Here is an 18608-nt window from a genome sequence, read left to right as displayed (position 1 = left end):
CAGCACTGTGGGATGGCCGCCGAAAGGCTACTCGGCGTCGGGCTTTTCGGCCGCCGCGGCGGCTTTCGCCGACGCCGTGCCCGCGCGCTTCTCCTCGACCCAACCCACAATGTTCCGCTGCGGAGCCACGCTGATGGCGAGTGCGCCGGCCGGCACGTCCTTGCGGACCACCGTTCCCGCTCCCGTCTTGGCTCCGTCCCCAATCCTAACCGGCGCGACGAACACGTTGTGAGACCCGGAGTGCACGTGCGAACCGATCTCGGTGTGGTGCTTGGTGATGTCGTCGTAGTTGGCCGTGATCGCCCCGGCGCCGAGATTGGTGTGTTCGCCGATTGTGGTGTCGCCGATGTAGCTGAGGTGGGGAACCTTGCTTCCGCGGCCGATCCTGGCGTTCTTCGTCTCCACGAAGGTGCCGATCTTGCCGCCCTCACCGAGGTAGGTGCCCGCCCGGAGGTAGGCGAACGGGCCGACGGTCGCGTTCGCGCCGATCACCGCGAGGGTCGCGTCCGTGCGCTTGACCACCGCATTCTCGCCCACCTCGCAGTCGGTGAGCGTGCTGTCCGGGCCGACGATCGCGCCGCGGTCGACGACCGTCGCCCCCTTGAGCTGGGTGCCGGGCAGGATCTCCACGTCTTCGGCGAGCGTCACGGCGAGGTCGATCCAGGTCGTTGCCGGATCGTGCACGGTCACGCCGGCGAGCTGCCAGCCGCGCACGATCCGCGAGTTGAGTTCCACCCCGGCCGCGCTCAGCTGGGCGCGGTCGTTGATGCCGGCGACGAGCCACGGATCGGAGACGGAGACCGCCTCGATGCGGCCGCCGGACGCACGGATGCCGGCCGCGGCATCCGTGAGATACTTCTCGTTCTGCGCGTTGTCGGTGCCGATCGCCGAGAGCGCGTCGCGCAGGGCGGTGGCGTCGAACACGTAGACGCCCGAGTTGATCTCGGTGATGAGAAGCTGGTCGGCGGTGGCGTCCTTCTGCTCCACGATCGCCTCGAATGCGCCATCGGATGAGCGCAGGATTCGACCAGCGCCGGTCGGGTCGGCGAAGTGGGCGCTCAGCAGGGTGAGCTTGTTGCCCCCGAGCTCGTGGCTCGAGACGAGTCCGCGGATGGTCGCCGCATCGAGCAGCGGAACGTCGGCGCTGAGCACGACCACGTGGCCGGCGAACTCGCTGGGAAGGGCGGCGAGGCCCAGCTCGACGGCGCGGCCGGTGCCCGGAGCCTCATCCTGGTCCACGATGATCGCCTCGGGCAGCTGCTCCACGATCACCTCGGCGACCGCGTCGCGCTCGTGCCGAACGACAGCCACGATGTGGCTCGCGGAGAGCGCGTCGGCCGTGGCGAGCACGTGCGAGACGAGGGGGATGCCGGCGAGCTGGTGCAGGATCTTCGGACGCGACGACTTCATGCGCGTGCCCTGCCCGGCCGCGAGGATGATGACGGCGAGATCTGGATTGGTCATAGAGGCATTCTCCCGTATGCGGGAGCGGGTGCCGGTGTGCGCGGGTTTGGACGTGGGTTGTTGCACGGCGTTTGTTGCGCGGGGTTTATTGCGCGGGTCTTTTGCGCGGCTTTGTTGCACGGGTCTTTTGCGCGGCTTTGTTGCATCGTCGGCCGGCCGTGCTGCGCACAGCTCCGCCTCCAGGATTCGAACCTGGACCGAACAGCTCCAAAGGCTGTCGTGCTGCCGTTACACTAAGGCGGAATTCCGGCCGAACCAGGAAACGGTCGACCGCGACAATTCTGCCAGATGCTCCCCGCAGCCGTCGCCCACATCCGTGCTCCGTCATCCCTCCTACCGAAAATGCAGGAGATACGCCACCCGCGGCGCGGTTTCGGGCCGATTGACGGCGTTTCGGAGCGAATCTCCTGCGTTTCCGGAAGCGACGATGTGACGGAGCGGATGCGGGACCCCCGTCTTGCCCCCGCCGTTGCGCGTTTCTCCGGAGGTTCCGGCCGCGGCATCCGAAATTCGCCCCGACACGCCGCCCAGCCGGCACCACAACGCCAAAGCTCCGGAGAAACGCGGGTAGCGGGCCGGCACGGGCCACACTGCTCGCGGAGGGCCCGGGCGCAATTGCCCGGAACCTGTCGCCCGCCGTCGCGCGTTTCTCCGGAGGTTTCGGCCGCGACATCCGAAATTCGCCCCGACACGCCGCCCAGCCGCCACCGCAACGCCAAAGCTCCGGAGAAACGCGGGTCAGGGCAGCCCGCGCAACGGCTCGTGAGGCCGCGGAGCGGGAACCGACCGCGATAATGGACGGATGCCCGCACACGACGAAGTCGACCGCATTGTGGACGCCTGGGTGCGCGAACGTCCCGACCTGGACTTTGCGCCGCTGCAGGTGCTCTCGCGCGTCGGCCGGCTCGCGAAACACCTCGACCGGGCCCGGCGGGCGGCGTTCACCGCCTCGGACCTCGAGTCGTGGGAATTCGACGTGCTCTCGGCGCTTCGCCGCGCGGGCAAGCCGTACGAGTTGAGCCCCAAGGCCCTCCTGCAGCAGACGCTGGTCTCGAGCGGCACCATGACCAACCGCATCGACCGGCTCGTGGAGCGCACGCTCGTCGAGCGCCGCACCGACCCGAACGACGGCCGCGGCATCCTCGTGACCATGACGCCCCAGGGTCGCACACGGGTGGACGCAGCCATCAGTCGCCTGCTCGAATCGGAGGGCGAGCTGCTCGACGCGCTCTCCCCCGCCGACCAGGAGCGCCTGGCCGGCCTGCTGCGCAAGCTGAGCCTGGACTTCGACTAGGAGCGGTACGAGTTGGCCACCCGCGCGATCTCGTCCACATAGCTGTCCGAGTGGTTGTACGAGCGCACCGCCCGTCGCCAGCCATCCACGCTCGAGAGGTCGCCCGCGTGGCACAGGTAGCGTGCGGCGGTGAGCGCCGCATCGTCGAACTGGTTCGGATCGGCCAGGCCGTCGCCATTGCCGTCGGCGCCCCACGCCCGCCAGGTCTGCGGGATGAACTGGAACGGCCCGACAGCGTGGTCCCAGGCCCGGTCGCCGTCCCACTCTCCCCCGTCGGAATCGTGGATGCCGGCGAAGGCGCCGCCGTCGAGCGCCGGGCCGACGATCGGCAGGCTCGGATACCCGGTGTCACTCACCACGCCCCCGCCGTGCCGCCCGTCGTCGGACTCGACGTGGCCGATCGCCGCGAGGGTGCTCCAGCCGAGATGGCAGCCCGGTCTCTCGGTGGCCAGGGCGAGGGATGCGCCGGCGTAGGCCGCGAGGGCGCGCCGCGGGATGCCGGTGCCGGAGGAGACGCGGTCGAGCCACGCCGAGTCGACTCGGGAGGCGATGGAGACAGCGAGTACTGCCGGTGCCGTCGGCTCAGCGGGTGCCGCGGGGTCGGCTGGCGCCGGGGCGGGCACGACCTCAGCCGCGGAGATCACGGCCGCTGAATGCCCGTGGCGGTGGTTCGCGGTCGCCAAGCCTACCCACGCCGAAACGCCCCACACCGCCAGCCCGAGAAGCGCAGCGATGCTGATCCACTCCAGGCCGAGGCGGGCGCCGGTCTCGTGGCTCACCGGTCTATCCGAAACGGCCGTGCACGTAGTCGGCGGTGCGCGAGTCGACGGGATTGCCGAACATCGCTTCGGTTTTGCCATGTTCGACGATGCCGCCGGGCTGGCCCTGCGCGGCGAGGAAGAATGCGCAGTTCTCCGAGACGCGCTGGGCCTGCTGCATGTTGTGGGTGACGATCACGATCGTGACCTCGTGAGCGAGCTCGAGCATCGTCTCCTCGATAACGCGGGTCGAGGTCGGGTCGAGCGCGGAGCACGGCTCGTCCATGAGCAGCACCCGCGGGCGGATCGCGATCGACCGGGCAATGCACAGCCGCTGCTGCTGGCCACCGGAGAGCCCTCCACCCGGCTGGCGCAACCGGTCCCGCACCTCTTTCCACAGGCCGGCCTTGGTCAGCGAGGTTTCGACGATGACATCCCTGTCCCCTTTGCTGGCGCGCTGGCCGCTCAGCTTGAGTCCTGCGACCACGTTGTCGTAGATCGACATCGCCGGGAAGGGGTTCGGCTTTTGGAAGACCATCCCAACGTCTCGCCGCGCGTCGGTGATTCGGCGGCCCTGGTCGTAGATGTCGTGTCCGTCGAGCAGCACCTCCCCCGCGAGCGAGGCGGACGGGATCATTTCGTGCATGCGGTTGAGGATGCGGAGGAACGTGGACTTGCCGCAGCCCGACGGCCCGATGAGGGCGGTGATCTTTCCGGCCTCCATCGTGAGCGACACACGGTCGAGCACCTTGTGGTCGCCGAACCAGGCCGAGATTGCGCGGGCGTCGAGGGTGGCGAGGCCCGAGGGAACTGCCGTCGTTGCCTCCGAGTGTCGATAAGCGTGGAAGACCTCACTGTGGCGGGTCTTCGACGTCTCGACGAAGGCCGACGAGGTGGGGAGGAGCTTCGTTTCCGTCATGGGTGGTCCTTGCTGTCGGGTAGATCGGGTTAAACGAGGTTGGGGAGAAGGGCGGCGGCGGCATCCGCGGCGGACGCCCCCACGACGAGCAGGACGGGAATCGAGACGATCCAGGCCTGCCAGCGCCCCCAGGCCCTGGTGAGCCAGCGGGAGAGGATCGCGGCAATGAGCAGCCATTGCACGGCGAACAGCAACGGCAGGGCGCCGGTCGAGTCCGGCTGCATGACGTCTTCGGATGGACCGATCGCCTTCGTGAGGAACACCGGCGCCGGAGTCTCTTGTGCAGTCCCTTTGAGCGCCGCGTCGACGTAGAGCAGGCTCGAGGGGGCGAGCGCGACGCCGTCCGCCGTGACGAGCGTGAGCCGGCCTTTACCCTCAGCGAGGGCCGCCGGCAGCCTGTCGCCTGGGCGGCGCAGTCCGAAGACGATGAAGGACTGCTTGCCCTGCCCCGTGGTCACCGTGATGCTGTCGCCAGGCACGAGCTTCGCGAGGCCTCCGAACGGTCCGCCAAAGGTGGCCTGACGGCCGTAGAGCACGCTCGCCCCAGCCTGCCCCGGCATGACGGTGTCACGCCGGTGGCCCACACCCTGGCGGGTCTGCGTCGACGTCGTGCCCTCCCTCACCACCTCGGTGAGCCCGAGTGCGGGGATCTGAAGCAGGGCAACGGGCGTGCCCGCCGCCACAAGCTCCTTATTGAGGTCGAGTTGTCCGAGAGGTGTCGTCGCCTCGGCGAGTGTGGACCGCAATTGCGAGTAACCGATGGCCTGGCTGCGCGAATGCTGGAGCGCCCCGAACAGGGTTACGTGACCCACAAATCCGAGAAGCAGGGCCGAGAGTGCGAGCCAAACCACGCCAACCCACCAGCGCACCTCGCGCGGCGTCGCTCGCACTCGATGGGACTTGGCGGCCGGTCGTCTCCGCAGCCACACGGGCAAGATTCGGGCTTTCGCGCGCGACTTAGACGGCTCAGCTTCGGTCGCCGCGGTTCGCTCCTCAGTTGCGAGGCTCACGCGACCGTCCTCGTGCTCAGCAGGAAGGGCAACCAGCCGTTCGAGGCGGCGACGAGGAACGCGGCGAGTCCGCACGCCAGACCGCCTGCCCCGATGGCCCAGGCTATCCAGGTCGGAGAATTCGATGACTCTCCCCCGCCGGCTTCGATGGTGAACTGAGCGTTGGCCACCCGATGAGATACCCAGCCGGCAGCCTCGATCGTGTGCTCGCCTGGTGCCAGTCTCGTTGGCACTGAAATCGTCGCGACGACGGTGCCTTCCGAATCGGTGCTGAAGCCGCCAAGAACGACCCGCTCCGGGTAGACCACGAATTGGACTTTCTCGCCCGGGGTGAACGTGTGGCCGGTGGCCGTCATCTGGTCCCCGACGTGCACTCGTCGCCGATCCAGGGAAAGGTGCGCGGCGTTCGGGGTCGGGTTCTGCGCCACGGCTGGCGCACCGCCGGTGGACGGCGTAGGGCTCGTGGTCGGGGTCGTTTCGCCGCCATCGTGGCCGCCCTTCCCGGGGATACGCACGGTGAGATTGGGCTGGTCGCTCGGACCGGGAGCCGGATCGGCGAAGGCGGCCCCCAGACCACCGAAGAGAGTGAGCCCGATCGCAGCGACCACGATCCAGGCCGCGAAGGCGGTCCTCACTGGTCTGCTCCCGCCTTCGTGAGCTGTGGTGCGCGCGCTTCGCCAAGAGCCTTCTCTCGAGCGTCTGCGGAGGCCGCGTCGATCGCCTCGTAGAGACGTTCGCGCGTGTGTGCGACATACCTTGCAAGCAGATACACCGCTCCGACCAGCACGAGCACGAGCACGAGCAAAGTCCACGGGATCGCGCCCGTGAGTGTCTCGCTCGAGACCGTCTTGTACGTTGCCGGACCGCGCGGTGTGGCCGGGGAGCCGTCGGCCTTTCTCAGCGACGACTGAGCGACCCGGTCGGTGGGAGCGATGGGCTTGAGAGTCACCGTGGACCAGAGCAGAAACAGCGGGGCAATGCCCGACCGGTCGAGCTTCGTGTGCACGGACTGTCCGGGCAGCACGTTCCGGAGACGGCCGGCGTCGAAGGTCGCGAGAGGGATTCCGAAGAGTCCGCGAATGGAGACGGTCTGCGTGACGTCCACCCGCGAGTTGCCGACGTTCGTCACTGCGTAGTCGACACCGGAACTGCCGCCGCCAAAGGGATTCCACGGCGAGGTGAAGCCGGAGACGACACCGACCGCCGCCACCCGCGGGGTGAGCGCACCGGACACGTCGAGGTAGATCCGCGCACCGACCCGCTCCTCCAACACGATGGTCTTTCCCTTCTTGTCCGTGCTCTTCTGCGTCACGGACGCGACGATTCCGGCGGTGTGGTCGCCGGGGGTGGCGTCGGACGGCACGAGCATGGTGAACGGGATGCGGGCCTGGATGCCCGGCTGCAGCGTCACCGTCGGCTGGGACAACTTCACCCACGAGCCGGAGTCCTTCGGCGGAGTGGACGACGGAAGGAGGCTGAACGCGCCGGTGGCGTATTCGTTGACGGCATCGGTGCCATACAGCGTGAAGGTCTGTGCCGTCGTGCCCTGATTGGACACGGCGACGTAGTCGTTGATCTGGGTTCCGGGGTTGACGGCGTAGGCGAAAGACTCGCGGCCGTCCGGTCCGGAGGAGTTCGCGGCCTGCACGCTCCATCGCGCCGGGTTCGGATCGGCGGCGACCGAACCCACCGTGGTCGCGGAGGCGAAGGCGGACGCCAGGGGCGCGAGGGCGAGGCCCATGGCGAGCACGATGGCGAGGGAGACGCGGGACACGAACATGATTGCCTTTGTGATTCGGTGGTCTGGGTCGAATGGTGGTCACGCAGGTGCGAGACCGGATGCCTGGAAGGCATCCGGTCCCGTCCCTTCGTTCAGTTACCGGGTGTTAGACGAGCGTCAACGTGAGGGTCGCGCTGTACGCACCGGCCGGGGTGTTCGCCGGCGCGGCGAGGTTGAGCGTGGCGCCAACCTTCGTCGTCGCCTTCTGGTCCACGACTGAACCGTTCGCCAGGATGGCGGCCGTCTTCAGTCCGTTCGCGACTCCGGCGGCAACCGTGGCGCCGATGGTTCCGGCGTTGGTTGCGGAGTCGGTCGTGGTGGGAAGCCAACCGAGGTACTTACCGTCGAGCACCTTGGTGCCGGCGGTGAAGTCGGTCGTGATACCGGTGAGGGCCCACGCCGCCGAACCGAGCTGGCGGGTGTCGGTGACCGTCACGGCGGGGAGGGTTCCCGTGGCCGTGAGCAGTCCGCCGTTCAGCGCCGCCGTTCCGAGGTTGACGGAGGACGCGACACCCGTGAGGGTCAGCGAGCCGACTCCCGAGGGGATGGCGACCGTGATGTTGACCGGCGCGACGTTCGAGGAGACCACCACAGTGACGACCGCGGAGACCGCGGAATCGTTGTACGTGGCATCGTTGTTGTTGATGAACTGAGCCGTGTACGTGTAGGTACCGACCGGAAGTACTGCGGTCGTCAAAGTGCCCACACCGCTGGCAACGGCGGGGGAACCCAGCGTGACCGGGGTGGTTGGCGTGGTGTCCACGAACTTCATCGAACCCACTGCGGCCGTCGCCGTGTTGGCGCCGTCCTTCACCGTACCGGTGAGCAGAACCGATTTGTCGGCCTGCGCCTGTCCGGTCAGCGAGACCGTCGGGGTGGTCTTCACGACCGGGGCCGTGTACACCGCCCAGGTTCCCGCCGTGACATCCACGGTCATCGGGAGCAAGAAGTACTTGTCGGTCGTGAAGTTGATCGAGGTCGATACCGCCGAGCAGTAAAGGCGAATCTCCCAGTTACCGGTCACGAGCGGTGTCGCGAGACTATCAAGCGACTTGCTGCTCACGTAAGGGTTCGTGCCCGGAATCGAGTACGTGTCGTCCATCGCGATCGGCTGCCCGTCGAGCCCGGTGTGGCCGTAGGCGGTGACCGAAGCGTTGCGACTCGAGGAGAGGTTGCCGAGATTCGTACCGTTCTGGTAGGCGAAGGTATCGCTACGTCCCTGGTATCCGGCGGGGCAGCCGACGTTGGACGTGAGCCCGTAGAAGGCCGGGTTGCTCGAGATCGAGCCGGTGGTGATCACCGCTCCCATCGTGGTGGTGTTGAGCATCGGTCCGTGAAGGGTGAGGGTGCCACCGGCGAGAGTGTCAGCGTTTGCCGCCTGCGCCATGGTGAGTCCGCCGAAGACGACGGCGCCGATGATGGCGACTGCCGCGATGCGCTTGGAGAATTTGTTCATGAGTTGCTTAGCCTTTCGAAGGGGAGGTCGAGCGCTACTGAGTGAACGGGCCGGTGGTGGAGGTGCTGCCGCAGAGGCTTCCGATGGTGCCGAAGCCGTACTTCTTGATGATCGTGGCATTGGAGCACACCGACGACGTGCTGCCGACGAACGCCGCCGCAATGGCCGCCTCACCGAGACGCGAGGTCTGCACGACGTTGTAGACGTTGCGCACGACCGGGAAGGAGGTGTTCAGAACGGCACCGACGGTGGTGATGTTGTAGGGCTTGACACCACCGATCTGGCCGAGGACGACTCCGCCACGACGCTCGATGACGGGCGACGGAAGGGTCTGCCAGTTGCCCTGCGCGATGTACTGGGCAACGGAGAACGGCGCGATGTCCCCGGGGCCCGTCACGAACGTGCCGTTGTGCTCCTCGACCGTGTTACCGAGGTCGGTCGCGCACCCGCCGGCCGTGATGTCGGTCTCGGAGAGACCGAGGCTCGACAGCCAGAACTTCCGCGTTCCCGAACCGGACTGAGGAAGCAGCGGACGAATGGTGACACTCAGACCGTTTCCGTCAGTGAACGACGTGACCGAACAGCGATAGATGTTGCGGAGGGTGAAGGGCGCCGGGCTCGTTGCATCCTGCGAGGAAGCTCCGACGGGGATGTCCCGCGGGAAGTCGCTCGCGGCGTTGACCGCGAATGTCACGGCGTCCTTCGCGAACGGGATGTAGGTGAGCTGGGTGCCGCTGCCGGACGGCCCGCTCGAGGAACGAGCGAAGTCGATCTGGCCGGTCACGTCCACCGAGTTCCACAGGTGGGTTCCCCCCTGCGCGGAGTCGCTCAGCGCCTGGCTGCCCGCGCCGGAGCCGTTCGGGCGAACGAACGAGGGTCCGCCCGACTTCGTCTGGATGGTCGCCGACCCAGTCGCGTCATAGGACCCGATCGACGTCACCGCCGTCGCGAGCCCGGCAACGAGATCCTGAGTGGTGTCGGAACCGACACCGGACAGGGTCTTGAAGGTTCCGGCGGCCGGGTCGGCCGACGCGGAGATTGCGCCGAACAAAGTTGCCGTACATACAGCAACTGCCACCGCGCCGAGGCGCAGCTTGGTCTTCTTGAGCATGTTTTCAGCCTTCTTTGGTAGTCTGCCCATGTTGTTCCGTCCGATTGGACACTGCCCCCTCGCCTCCTTTGCTGTTGAGCGAGGGGGTTTTTCTGTCTCCGGGGCACGGCGGAGAAGAAAAGATCTGGGATTAGCGCAGTCGTCTCCCCCGGAACAGAAGGGGGGCGAATAGCGCTCCGGACAGCCCCGTGGCGAGCGAGCCACTGAGCGCCATTTGAGCAATCGGGGACACGTTCGTGGCTGTGGGGGTGCGTCCGTTTGAGGCAGTGGGGGCGGGTGAACTGCTCGCGCCGATGCCCGGCCGCTGCGAACCCGAGGCGAGCCCGCCCGAGGCCGCACTCGCGCCCGATCCGGCGGCGGTGAAACTGTCCTGGGCGTACCCATTGGAGGACGAGTCCGCCGATGCTGGGACGGTCGGAGTGACGAAGGACGCCACCGCGGCCGACGCGGCGGCCGCCTGGCCGGCCAGAGCCGGGGTCAACGGAATGTAACCCGGTGGCAGTTCGCCCAGCTGGGTGCCGGGCACCTGGCCCTTCGTCGTCACCTGGGCGATGAAGCGGGAGAAGTCCGTGCGAGCCGCGGCGTCCGAGCCGGTGAGGTTCACCGTTGCGTAGACGACTGCGGTGAGCGGGTAGCCGGCGTCGACGACCTTGGCCGGATCGATCTGCTGCACGGCGGGTTCCGAGGTTGCCGTCAGCGCCGAATCGAGAGCGGCGGAGAGCGAATCCGCGGTCGGGGCCACGAACTTCGTGGTCGAGTTGTCGAGTCGCAACGCGGCGCTGCTGAGGGCATACCTCCGCGCCGACGGGGCATCGGTGATCGCGATCATGAACCGTTGGCCCGCGACCTGGGCGCCCCCGCTCACCCAGTCTCCGGCGACGCCGGCGGCGTTGATCGCGGTGGGATCCCACACCGTCTTCGCACCGGGATCGGCCCGGAACACGGTGCGGGCGGCAGACAGAAAGTTATCCGAGTAGGGGGCCGATTGCAGCGTGCCAAACCGGTAGCGCTCGATGTTGAGCTTGAGCGGCACGTGGCTGTCGTCGCCCTTCGGGAAGTTATCCAGTGTTGTCTTGCTGAGAGCGAACGGGGAGCTGTCCGCATTGCTGAGACCCACCGGGTTCAGGATCGACGCACCGTTCGAGTCGAGGGCGAGGGCTCCGGCCTCGGTGAACGTGGGAACCATGGCCCGGGCGTCGCCCTTCGGCAGGTAGTACGGATTGATCGTCATGCCCCAGTCGTCCGGCGCACCAGCGAGCCAGGCGGCCGCCTCTTTGTCAGCCTGGATCCACTTCCAGACCTGGCGGATCGCGTCTGCGCCCGCGGGGCCGGGGATCACGATTGCGGGATTGGAGCTGAACTGCGCCCAATTGGGGTTGAGCGCCCGGAAGTCCGGGTCCTGATTGAGGTAGGCGTAGGTGCGGTTCACGGTGCCGAGCTGGAGATACTTTTTGCTCGAATCGTCTGACGCACTCGACGGCACCAGGAACCGGTACGACTGGGTGAGAAGCTTCGCAAGCAATCTCGGAGACAGGTGGAGATCGTTTACCCGCCCGTCGGTTCCTTCGGCGAAGAATGCGACGTCCGCCGAGGTGACCGTAATCGGCGCATAGCTGAACTTCGAATTGGCGAGTTCAGTGACACCGAGTTGGGAGTCGAGCTCACTGCCGACAATCGGAAACGAGGAGAACGCGAGACCGGCCTGCTGATCGAGAAGCTGTTGTCGCGCCACGCTGTCCGGGTTGGTTGCGAAGCTGAAGGTCGTCTTGAGGTCGTCGCACAACTGCGGCTGCCACGACGCCATCGCCCCGACCAGAAGCTGGGAGCCGACCAAGCGGCGTTCGGTGTTTCCCCGGGCACAGGTCGAGCCGGTCGCGTTGAAATCCAACGGGATATTGATTCGATTAGACCAGTAGTCGCAGCCGGGATTGACCGGGCTCCCCGCCTGAATGGAATTGGGGCGCCCATAGGTGAAGGGGTTGTAGGAGCCGTCGAGAATGTCGCTGCACGAATTGTCGTGACCCCCGTACACGGTGCCCCGCGGCACGAGAACGAGCCAACATCGGAGATGTTCCGCCGTTCCGCAACCGAGCTGAGGAGCCTCTTCGGAAGTCTGGGCTTCGAAGTTGAAAACGCCGGTGCCATCACCATTGATCCGGACGCTCTGAACCTCATTCGTCGTGGCCGGGCCGAAGTAATCGAGCAGCGGGTAGGTGACCGTACTGGATCCCGCCTGGATCACTTGGCGCCCGGTGACCGACGTTCCACCGGAGGTGCGGAAGGGCACGTCCGTCGCGTTCAACGCGCTCGCCTGGATGTCCTTGGCGGCGACCCGCGGGATATTGTCGAGGTAGACGCTCCTGTTGAGGCCATTGTTGTTCGCGTATCGACCGCCCCACTCGCAGGTCTCGTTGAAGTCGGCCGCGAGCGGATCGGGACCCCAGCACTGCATCGCCTGGAAGAAGTTCTCCGCGCTGCTCCAGGTGTCACCGTTGGCATCCGTTGCCTGCTTGGTCGCGGCGAATCCGGAGATGTCGACCTGCAGGGCCTGGTTGGTGATGCCCGTGGTCTGTTCGATCTTCACCGCCAGGTTCTTGAATCCGGCGTAGTGCACGCTCGCCGGGTCTCTCGCCGGCTGGAATGACGAGGCCGAGCTCGAGTCGTTCGCCCACTTGACGGTGATCGCCGACGAGGCATCCGCCCTGGCCAACGTGGCGCTACCAGGAGCAACCAGGAACATGCCGACGACGGATCCCGCGGCCAGCACGAGGCACGCGATTCGGGTGAGCGAGAGAGCCAGGGGGTCGCGTCTCGTCGCCCTTCGGGGGGTCATGAGAGTCACGTTAGATACCGCCCATTGATGGCGGTTCAGGAGAGCGTGGTCTACGGAATACGGGCAGATTAACGTTTGGCATACGGATCCTTCGTCCGGGCGCCCGGGCGACGGCCCGAGGCTTGCGAATCGCGTTTCTGCGGGCGATCGCAGGTGGTCCAAAGATGGCGAACAGCACGAGGAAGGCGACCGCTGCGAGTGCGAGGGTGGCGAGCCACTGCCCCGATGAGGTCGGTAGCATCGTCGGGATTCCGGCGACCACTGACGGGCCGGTTGCGCCGGCGAGGGCGAGCGCCGGACCGTCGCTTCCCGTGGATGAACCGTCGGCTGCTGTTGCGGCGCCGGTAGCGGCGGCGGCGGCCCCCGCGGCCGTTCCCGTTCCACCAGCGCTCGCGCCGGTGGTTTTCGTGCCACTCGATGGCGCGGTGGCCTGACTCTTCACGCCACCCGTTCCCGTGGCGCACTGGTCGGCGCCCTGCTTGTCGCAGACCTGCGGCTGAGGCGCGGTGTTGGCGAGCTTGTTGCTTCCGTCCGCAGAGAAGGTCGGATTGTTGCACTTGGCGATGTTGATGGTCGCCGGATCTCCGCCGGGTATCTTGCGCACCTGGTCCAGGCCGGCGGTCACGAGGTTGATTGGCAACGGCGAGTACCCGAGCACCTCGGCCTGCTGTTGTCCCTCACAGAGGAAGTAGTTTGTGAAGGCCGCGAGGGTGAGCCCCTTGTTCTCGGTGAAGCCGTACTCGAGCGCGGTCGGGATGATCATGTACGAATACGAGGACAGCGGGTAGGTGCGGGGATCCGGATTGCCGTAGACCCCATCCAGCTGTTGGGTGAGATAGTCGGGCGACGACTCGTCCGGGTTGATCTTCGCCCCGAGCAGACTCACCGCCACATTGGCGGCAGTCGGTTCGGTGTAGTACCCGGCGGAGTTGAGAATCTTCGCAACCGGGGACCGGGAGTTGAGGGCGTAGGAGTACTCGACATAGGTGATCGACCCGACGTACTGCGGCTGCGCCACGTATCCGGACACGCCGTTTGACCCGGACTGGGACACGAAGGCCGAACCCGCAACCGTGGGGTAATTGGAGGTGATGCCGCAGTTGGCGGGACGCTGCGCCTTCACGCAGAAGTCGCTCCAGATAGAGGGGTATTGCTTGCGCATCCACGACGAGAACTGGGCGCTCGTGCCAGAGCCGTCGGAGCGCACTACCGGGATGATCGGAGTCGCGGGGAGGGCGAGCTTCGGGTTGTCGGCGGCGATCGCCGGGTCGTTCCACTTCGTGATAACTCCGGTGAAGATCTTCGCCAGGGTGGCCCCGCCGAGCCGCAGGTTGGTTACCTTCTTGCCGCCGATGACGAGGTTGTACATGAACGATGTTCCACCCGCCACGATCGGCATGTACACGAACTTGCGTGCCGGACGCGGGTCGGCACTGTCGCTGTCCTTCAGCTGGTAGGGGATCTCGGACACGGCGAAGTCATACCCGCCGCCGTTCTGGGAGAAAAGCTGCCGGCCCGCGGAAGACCCCGCATCGTTGTACTCGACCTTCCAGCGGTAGTTGTTCCAGACATTGCGAATCCACTGCTGGAGCGCATTGGCCGACCAGGTCGACCCGACGCCGGAGATCGGGTAGTACTCCTTGCCGACGGCAGCGGATGCCGACAGGGGTGCAGCGGCCGTGCCGCCGAGAACGACGCCCAGAACGAGTAGCATGCCGATGCCGCTGATTACTGCCCGGCGCCGTGCGCCGTGCTTGCGAGATTTCGAGGTCACGACGGACCGCCCTTCGGAGTGATCTTTCGGCGTCGCAATCCGGCGAAAAGACCGGTCGCGACGGACGGGGGTGGAGTGCCTAGGTCGCGGGCGGTGAATCGGTAGTCGTCTTCGCGCGATTGCTGGGTGCGCCGCCGCTGCTGGCGAGCGGTGAGGACACCGGGCCCGCGACCGCCGATCACGCGAGCGATGGCGAACAGGATGAGCACGAGTACCATCAGCACCGCGGCGCTGCCGAATCCGCGTGCGACCATGCTCGGCTCCGGGGACTTCACGAAGCTGAAAGTCGCAAGCGGGAGCGAGATCATCGCGCCCTTGAACGGGTTGACGTTGAAGTAGGTGGTCAGGCCCGCGGTGAGGAGCACCGGGGAGGTCTCACCGATCCCCCGCGCGGTGCCGAGGATGATGGCGGTCGTGAGGCCGGATCGCGCGGTCGGCAGTGTGACGTTCCAGACCGTGCGCCAGGTGCTCGAGCCAAGCGCGAGAGATGCCTCCTTGAGGTTGCCAGGCACCAGACGAAGCACCACGTCTCCGGATCGGATGATGATGGGCAGCATCATCACCGTCATGGCCAGGGATGCCGCGAAGCCCGACCGGTCGAAACCCAACGTGAGGATCACGGTCGCGTAGATGAAAAGCCCCGCCACGATCGAGGGCAGAGCGGTCATCGCCTCGACGACTGTGCGGATCAGTCGCGCGTACCGACCGGGGAACTCGCTGATGAAGACCGCCGTGGTGATCCCCAGCGGGATGCTGATGATGAGTGCAATGGTGATCATGATGAGCGTGCCGGCAATCGCGTGCACGATGCCGCCGGAGCTCAGCGGATCGAGAGGACCGGTTTGGCTCATGTCCGCGGTGAAGAAATTCGAGTGGACGATCGCGGTGATGCCCCGCCCGAAGGTGTAAATGACGACCACCGCGAGAACGAGCAGCAGCACCGTGGCTAGCGAGTGCACTATGACGCTCACGACGCGGTCACGGACCGCCATCTGCGACTCATCGAAACGCACGACGATCGAGTAGATGAGAACGAAGAAGAGATAAGAGACGAGCACGAAGGGCAAAACGCCGTCGAACAGCATGAGCTGCGTGAGCAACCAAGCCGTGAGCGAGATCGCCGCGACAGCGGATCCCAGGATCGCGAGCACGTCGGAGCGACGAAGGACCCCGGTGCTGCGGCGCTCTTCCGGCCGCTCGGATCGGGGACCGACGACGACGGTGTCGGGTGTCGGGTCGGTGACGATTCCGGGAGCGATGACGGTCATCCGTCGCTTGCCGATCCGGAACGCGAGCGGGAGATGATGATCGAGGCTCCAAAGTTGACGACGAGGGTCATGAGGAAGAGGGCAAGTCCGGCCGCCATCAGGGCGGAGATATCGAAGGGCGACGCCTCGCTGTAGCGGAGGGCGATGAGCGCCGAGATTGAATTGGAGCCCTTCTCGAGGATGTGCGGCTGGATCACGAACGCCGGACTGATGATGAGGTAGACCGCGATGGTCTCGCCGAGCGCGCGCCCGAGCCCCAGCATGGTCCCACCGATCATCCCGCCGCGGCCGAAGGGCAGCACGACGCTTCGGATCATCCCCCAGCGCGTCGCCCCAAGGGCCAGCGCACCCTCCCGCTCCCCCATCGGCGCCTGAGTAAATACCTCCCGCATGATCGATGAGATGATCGGCGCGACCATCATCGCGACGACCAGGCCGGCGACGAAGGTGGAGGCCGTGAATATCGTGGGGCTCGACAGAGGGTCTTCCGGATCGAATCCCGTGACGTGGAAGATCGGGATCCAGCCGAAGACCGTGGCGATCCACCGCGACACGGCAAGGATGTTCGGCTGGAGCAGGAAGAGTCCCCACAGCCCGTAGACCACGCTCGGGATGGCCGCCATGAGGTCGACGATGCTCACCAGAGCCTGCTTGATCTGGCGCGGCGCGTACTCGCTGATGTAGAGGGCCGTGCCGGTGGCGAGCGGTATGGCCACGACGATCGCGGTGAGGGCGATGAAGATCGTTCCAGTGATGACCGCGGCTATGCCGAAGGTGCCCGAGTTGGGCTCCCAGGCCTGCGTCGTGACGAATCCGAGTCCCGCGGCGGACAGTGCAGGCAGGCCTCGGATCAGCAGGAAAATGCCGACGAGCGTCATGATGACGAGCACGATCGAGGCAGCACCGCGCGTGAATAGCCCGAACAGGCGGTCCTGACCGCCGATTGCGGCACGAAGTGGGCGGGGGGCGTCCTCACGGGGCGACGGCACTTCGGCGACCGGCGCCGTCAACTCCAGCAGGTCAGACATTTCGACCAGAGCGCCGGGCGCCGCTGTCCATGAGCTCACGGGCTCCCTCCCCGACCGTGGCCAGGGCGAGCCCCTTGATGGCCAGCTCCACGGCGTGACGACGTTCGCGTTCGGCGTCGTACCACCGGGCGCAGATGGCCACCGGGCGGTCGGCATCGGCGAGATACCAGCCGTACGACCCGCCCCGCTCGTCGCTCACGAGGCAGACCGTGGTGATCTCCGCAGAGGATGCGGCCGATCGCGCCGACGCGACCGCGTCGTGGAACTGGCCAAAGATCTCGGCACTTCTCGCGAGCTCGCGGTTGTTGGAGGAGACAAGGCGCCACACCACTACCGAACCCCGCTCCGTCGACTGGCTGGCGACGGCGGTCTGGCTGAGCACGCGTCGGTGATGCTCGCGCCAGGGAGCGAGACGCGGGCTCTCACCGCTGAGAAAGCGCGTAAAAATGATTCGGGGACCACTCATCGTCGGCGCGCCTCGTCCTACTTCGGGTTTAGGGGAAGAACAACTGCTGTGTCGTACGTGCCGAAACTAGAGACGAGCCATGAATGGCGACATTCAGCCGCTTGCACGCCAGCAAGACAACAGATGAACAAACGGGGTCGCGACGGTGCTCCTCACCGAGGGTGACCGGGAGTGTTGACCCCAGCGTCGCGACCGGAGAGTGCGAACACGACCGGCACGACGGGCAGAGCGTCGCGGGTAAGCGTGTTCCGAATGACCCGGCGCCGACGCTTCCCACGTGCGACAATGGGCATCCAGAGCGCGGAGAGCCCACCTGCGCGGCCAGCCGAGGGATGTCGACCCGAATGAATGCCGGAGTGAGATCACCCACCCTGCACGACGTGGCGCGCGAGGCCGGCGTCTCGCTCGCCACCGCGTCCCGGTCGCTCAATGGCAGTGCGCGCAAGGTCAACGACGCCTACCGCGAGCGCGTGCAGGCCGCCGCCGCGCGCCTGGGCTACACGCCCAACCTGTCCGCGCAGGCCGTGGCGAAGGGCAGCACGATGACGGTCGCGCTGGTCGTGGGAGACATCTCCGACCCGTACTTCTCCTCGATCGCCGCCGGCGTCATCGGCGCGGCAGAGGAGTCCGGCTTCATCGTGACCATGGCCGTCACCGCGAGGGACAGCGAGCGCGAACTCGCGCTCGTGCGGGCACTGCGCGGCCAGCGACCGCGGGTGCTCATCCTCGCCGGGTCCCGCACGTCGGACGAGCCGTCCCAGCAGGCCCTCGTCGCCGAGCTGACCGCGTTCGAATCCACCGGCGGCCGGGTTGTCGTCATCAGCCAGCACGAGTTGCCGTTCGACACGGTGCTCCTCGACAACTACGGCGGCGCCCGCCGGCTCGCCGCCGAACTCGTGGGACTGGGCTACCGTCGGTTCGCGGTGATCTCCGGCGTCCCGTCCCTGCTCACCTCCCGGGACCGCGTCCTGGGATTCCTCGACGGGCTCGCCGAACACGACCTCACGGTGCCGGCCGACCGGATCGTGCACACCGAATTCACCCGCGACGGGGGATTCGCCGGCGCCGTGGAACTCCTGGAGCACGGGATCGACGACGTGGAGCTCGTCTTCGCGGTGAACGACGTGATGGCGGTGGGCGCGATGTCGGCGCTGCGCGAGGCCGGCCGAATCCCGGGCGAATCGATCGCGGTCGCCGGCTTCGACGACATCCCCACCGTGCGCGACATCACGCCGGCGCTCACCACGGTGCAGATTCCGCTGATCGACGTGGGACGTCACGCGGTCGAGCTCGCTCTCGCGCCGCGAACCGCCGGCGGCACCGAGATCCCGGTCGAGACCACTGTCGTGATCCGCGAGAGCACCCCCGCGCGGAAATAGCACGCGCGCAGCGCGCCCCTCTCCGGGTCGCGCCCTGCGCCCGGCCCCTGCCGGTGGCGGCCGACGAG

Annotated in this window: 15 protein-coding genes and 1 tRNA gene; 2 read left to right on the top strand and 14 right to left on the bottom strand. The window is 66.9% G+C overall.

The window, feature by feature from the left end:
• Positions 1 to 27: 27 nt before the first annotated feature.
• On the bottom strand, positions 28 to 1464 hold the full coding sequence (gene glmU / locus FVP33_RS05625; protein ID WP_147782658.1) for a bifunctional UDP-N-acetylglucosamine diphosphorylase/glucosamine-1-phosphate N-acetyltransferase GlmU: 1437 nt from the start codon (positions 1462 to 1464) through the stop codon (positions 28 to 30).
• A 171-nt stretch (positions 1465 to 1635) separates the two neighbouring features.
• Positions 1636 to 1707: transfer RNA gene (locus FVP33_RS05620), tRNA-Gln, on the bottom strand.
• Between the two features lie 559 nt (positions 1708 to 2266).
• Here FVP33_RS05620 and FVP33_RS05615 point away from each other — a divergent pair.
• A complete protein-coding gene (locus tag FVP33_RS05615) occupies positions 2267 to 2758 on the top strand; it encodes a MarR family winged helix-turn-helix transcriptional regulator (RefSeq protein WP_147782657.1) in 492 nt (163 codons plus the stop codon).
• Here the strand turns inward: FVP33_RS05615 and FVP33_RS05610 are convergent.
• From FVP33_RS05610 to FVP33_RS05565, 12 genes are all read right to left on the bottom strand, one after another.
• Positions 2755 to 3537, bottom strand: coding sequence for a lytic transglycosylase domain-containing protein (locus FVP33_RS05610; protein WP_246142188.1), 783 nt, complete (start codon positions 3535 to 3537; stop codon positions 2755 to 2757). The genes FVP33_RS05615 and FVP33_RS05610 overlap by 4 nt on opposite strands.
• A 4-nt stretch (positions 3538 to 3541) precedes the next feature.
• Positions 3542 to 4435 (bottom strand): phosphate ABC transporter ATP-binding protein, encoded by an 894-nt coding sequence (locus tag FVP33_RS05605; protein ID WP_147782655.1) that lies wholly within the window; start codon positions 4433 to 4435, stop codon positions 3542 to 3544.
• A gap of 29 nt (positions 4436 to 4464) precedes the next feature.
• Complete coding sequence (locus FVP33_RS19430) at positions 4465 to 5325, bottom strand: sortase (RefSeq protein WP_187270588.1); 861 nt, start codon at positions 5323 to 5325, stop codon at positions 4465 to 4467.
• Between the two features lie 116 nt (positions 5326 to 5441).
• Complete coding sequence (locus FVP33_RS19425; protein ID WP_187270587.1) at positions 5442 to 6080, bottom strand: hypothetical protein; 639 nt, start codon at positions 6078 to 6080, stop codon at positions 5442 to 5444.
• Positions 6077 to 7225 carry a hypothetical protein gene (locus FVP33_RS19420; RefSeq protein ID WP_187270586.1) on the bottom strand — a complete coding sequence of 383 codons (1149 nt, stop codon included), beginning with the start codon at positions 7223 to 7225 and terminating at the stop codon, positions 6077 to 6079. Before FVP33_RS19420 ends, FVP33_RS19425 begins: the two co-directional genes overlap by 4 nt.
• Positions 7226 to 7331: 106 nt before the next feature.
• Positions 7332 to 8681 (bottom strand): hypothetical protein, encoded by a 1350-nt coding sequence (locus FVP33_RS05595; protein WP_147782653.1) that lies wholly within the window; start codon positions 8679 to 8681, stop codon positions 7332 to 7334.
• A 34-nt stretch (positions 8682 to 8715) separates the two neighbouring features.
• Positions 8716 to 9792, bottom strand: coding sequence for a substrate-binding domain-containing protein (locus tag FVP33_RS05590; protein WP_147782652.1), 1077 nt, complete (start codon positions 9790 to 9792; stop codon positions 8716 to 8718).
• A gap of 130 nt (positions 9793 to 9922) precedes the next feature.
• A complete protein-coding gene (locus FVP33_RS05585; RefSeq protein WP_147782651.1) occupies positions 9923 to 12625 on the bottom strand; it encodes a hypothetical protein in 2703 nt (900 codons plus the stop codon).
• 10 nt (positions 12626 to 12635) lie between these two features.
• On the bottom strand, positions 12636 to 14399 hold the full coding sequence (locus FVP33_RS05580; RefSeq protein ID WP_246142187.1) for a phosphate ABC transporter substrate-binding protein PstS: 1764 nt from the start codon (positions 14397 to 14399) through the stop codon (positions 12636 to 12638).
• Entirely contained in the window at positions 14396 to 15667 is a 1272-nt protein-coding gene (gene pstA, locus FVP33_RS05575) for a phosphate ABC transporter permease PstA (protein WP_147782650.1), read from the bottom strand. The genes FVP33_RS05580 and pstA overlap by 4 nt, the downstream gene beginning before the upstream one ends.
• Positions 15664 to 16734, bottom strand: a complete 1071-nt coding sequence (pstC, locus tag FVP33_RS05570) for a phosphate ABC transporter permease subunit PstC (protein WP_246142186.1) — start codon at positions 16732 to 16734, stop codon at positions 15664 to 15666. The genes pstA and pstC overlap by 4 nt, the downstream gene beginning before the upstream one ends.
• Positions 16688 to 17161 carry a hypothetical protein gene (locus tag FVP33_RS05565; RefSeq protein ID WP_147782649.1) on the bottom strand — a complete coding sequence of 158 codons (474 nt, stop codon included), beginning with the start codon at positions 17159 to 17161 and terminating at the stop codon, positions 16688 to 16690. Before FVP33_RS05565 ends, pstC begins: the two co-directional genes overlap by 47 nt.
• Before the next feature lie 356 nt (positions 17162 to 17517).
• Between FVP33_RS05565 and FVP33_RS05560 the strand changes: the two genes are divergently transcribed.
• Positions 17518 to 18540 carry a LacI family DNA-binding transcriptional regulator gene (locus FVP33_RS05560; RefSeq protein ID WP_246142185.1) on the top strand — a complete coding sequence of 341 codons (1023 nt, stop codon included), beginning with the start codon at positions 17518 to 17520 and terminating at the stop codon, positions 18538 to 18540.
• The last annotated feature ends 68 nt before the right edge of the window (positions 18541 to 18608 follow it).

The organism is Lacisediminihabitans profunda (genome assembly GCF_008040105.1).
GTDB lineage: Bacteria > Actinomycetota > Actinomycetes > Actinomycetales > Microbacteriaceae > Lacisediminihabitans > Lacisediminihabitans profunda.
This window is presented reverse-complemented; position numbering and strand designations above follow the sequence as displayed.

Excerpts from the sequence above, each read along its gene's own strand:
- glmU (WP_147782658.1), bottom strand. The coding sequence starts at position 1,464 with ATGACCAATCCAGATCTCGCCGTCATCATCCTCGCGGCCGGGCAGGGC.
- FVP33_RS05615 (WP_147782657.1), top strand. The coding sequence starts at position 2,267 with ATGCCCGCACACGACGAAGTCGACCGCATTGTGGACGCCTGGGTGCGC.
- FVP33_RS05605 (WP_147782655.1), bottom strand. The coding sequence starts at position 4,435 with ATGACGGAAACGAAGCTCCTCCCCACCTCGTCGGCCTTCGTCGAGACG.
- FVP33_RS19420 (WP_187270586.1), bottom strand. The coding sequence starts at position 7,225 with ATGTTCGTGTCCCGCGTCTCCCTCGCCATCGTGCTCGCCATGGGCCTC.
- FVP33_RS05595 (WP_147782653.1), bottom strand. The coding sequence starts at position 8,681 with ATGAACAAATTCTCCAAGCGCATCGCGGCAGTCGCCATCATCGGCGCC.
- FVP33_RS05590 (WP_147782652.1), bottom strand. The coding sequence starts at position 9,792 with ATGCTCAAGAAGACCAAGCTGCGCCTCGGCGCGGTGGCAGTTGCTGTA.
- FVP33_RS05585 (WP_147782651.1), bottom strand. The coding sequence starts at position 12,625 with ATGACCCCCCGAAGGGCGACGAGACGCGACCCCCTGGCTCTCTCGCTC.
- pstA (WP_147782650.1), bottom strand. The coding sequence starts at position 15,667 with ATGACCGTCATCGCTCCCGGAATCGTCACCGACCCGACACCCGACACC.
- FVP33_RS05565 (WP_147782649.1), bottom strand. The coding sequence starts at position 17,161 with ATGAGTGGTCCCCGAATCATTTTTACGCGCTTTCTCAGCGGTGAGAGC.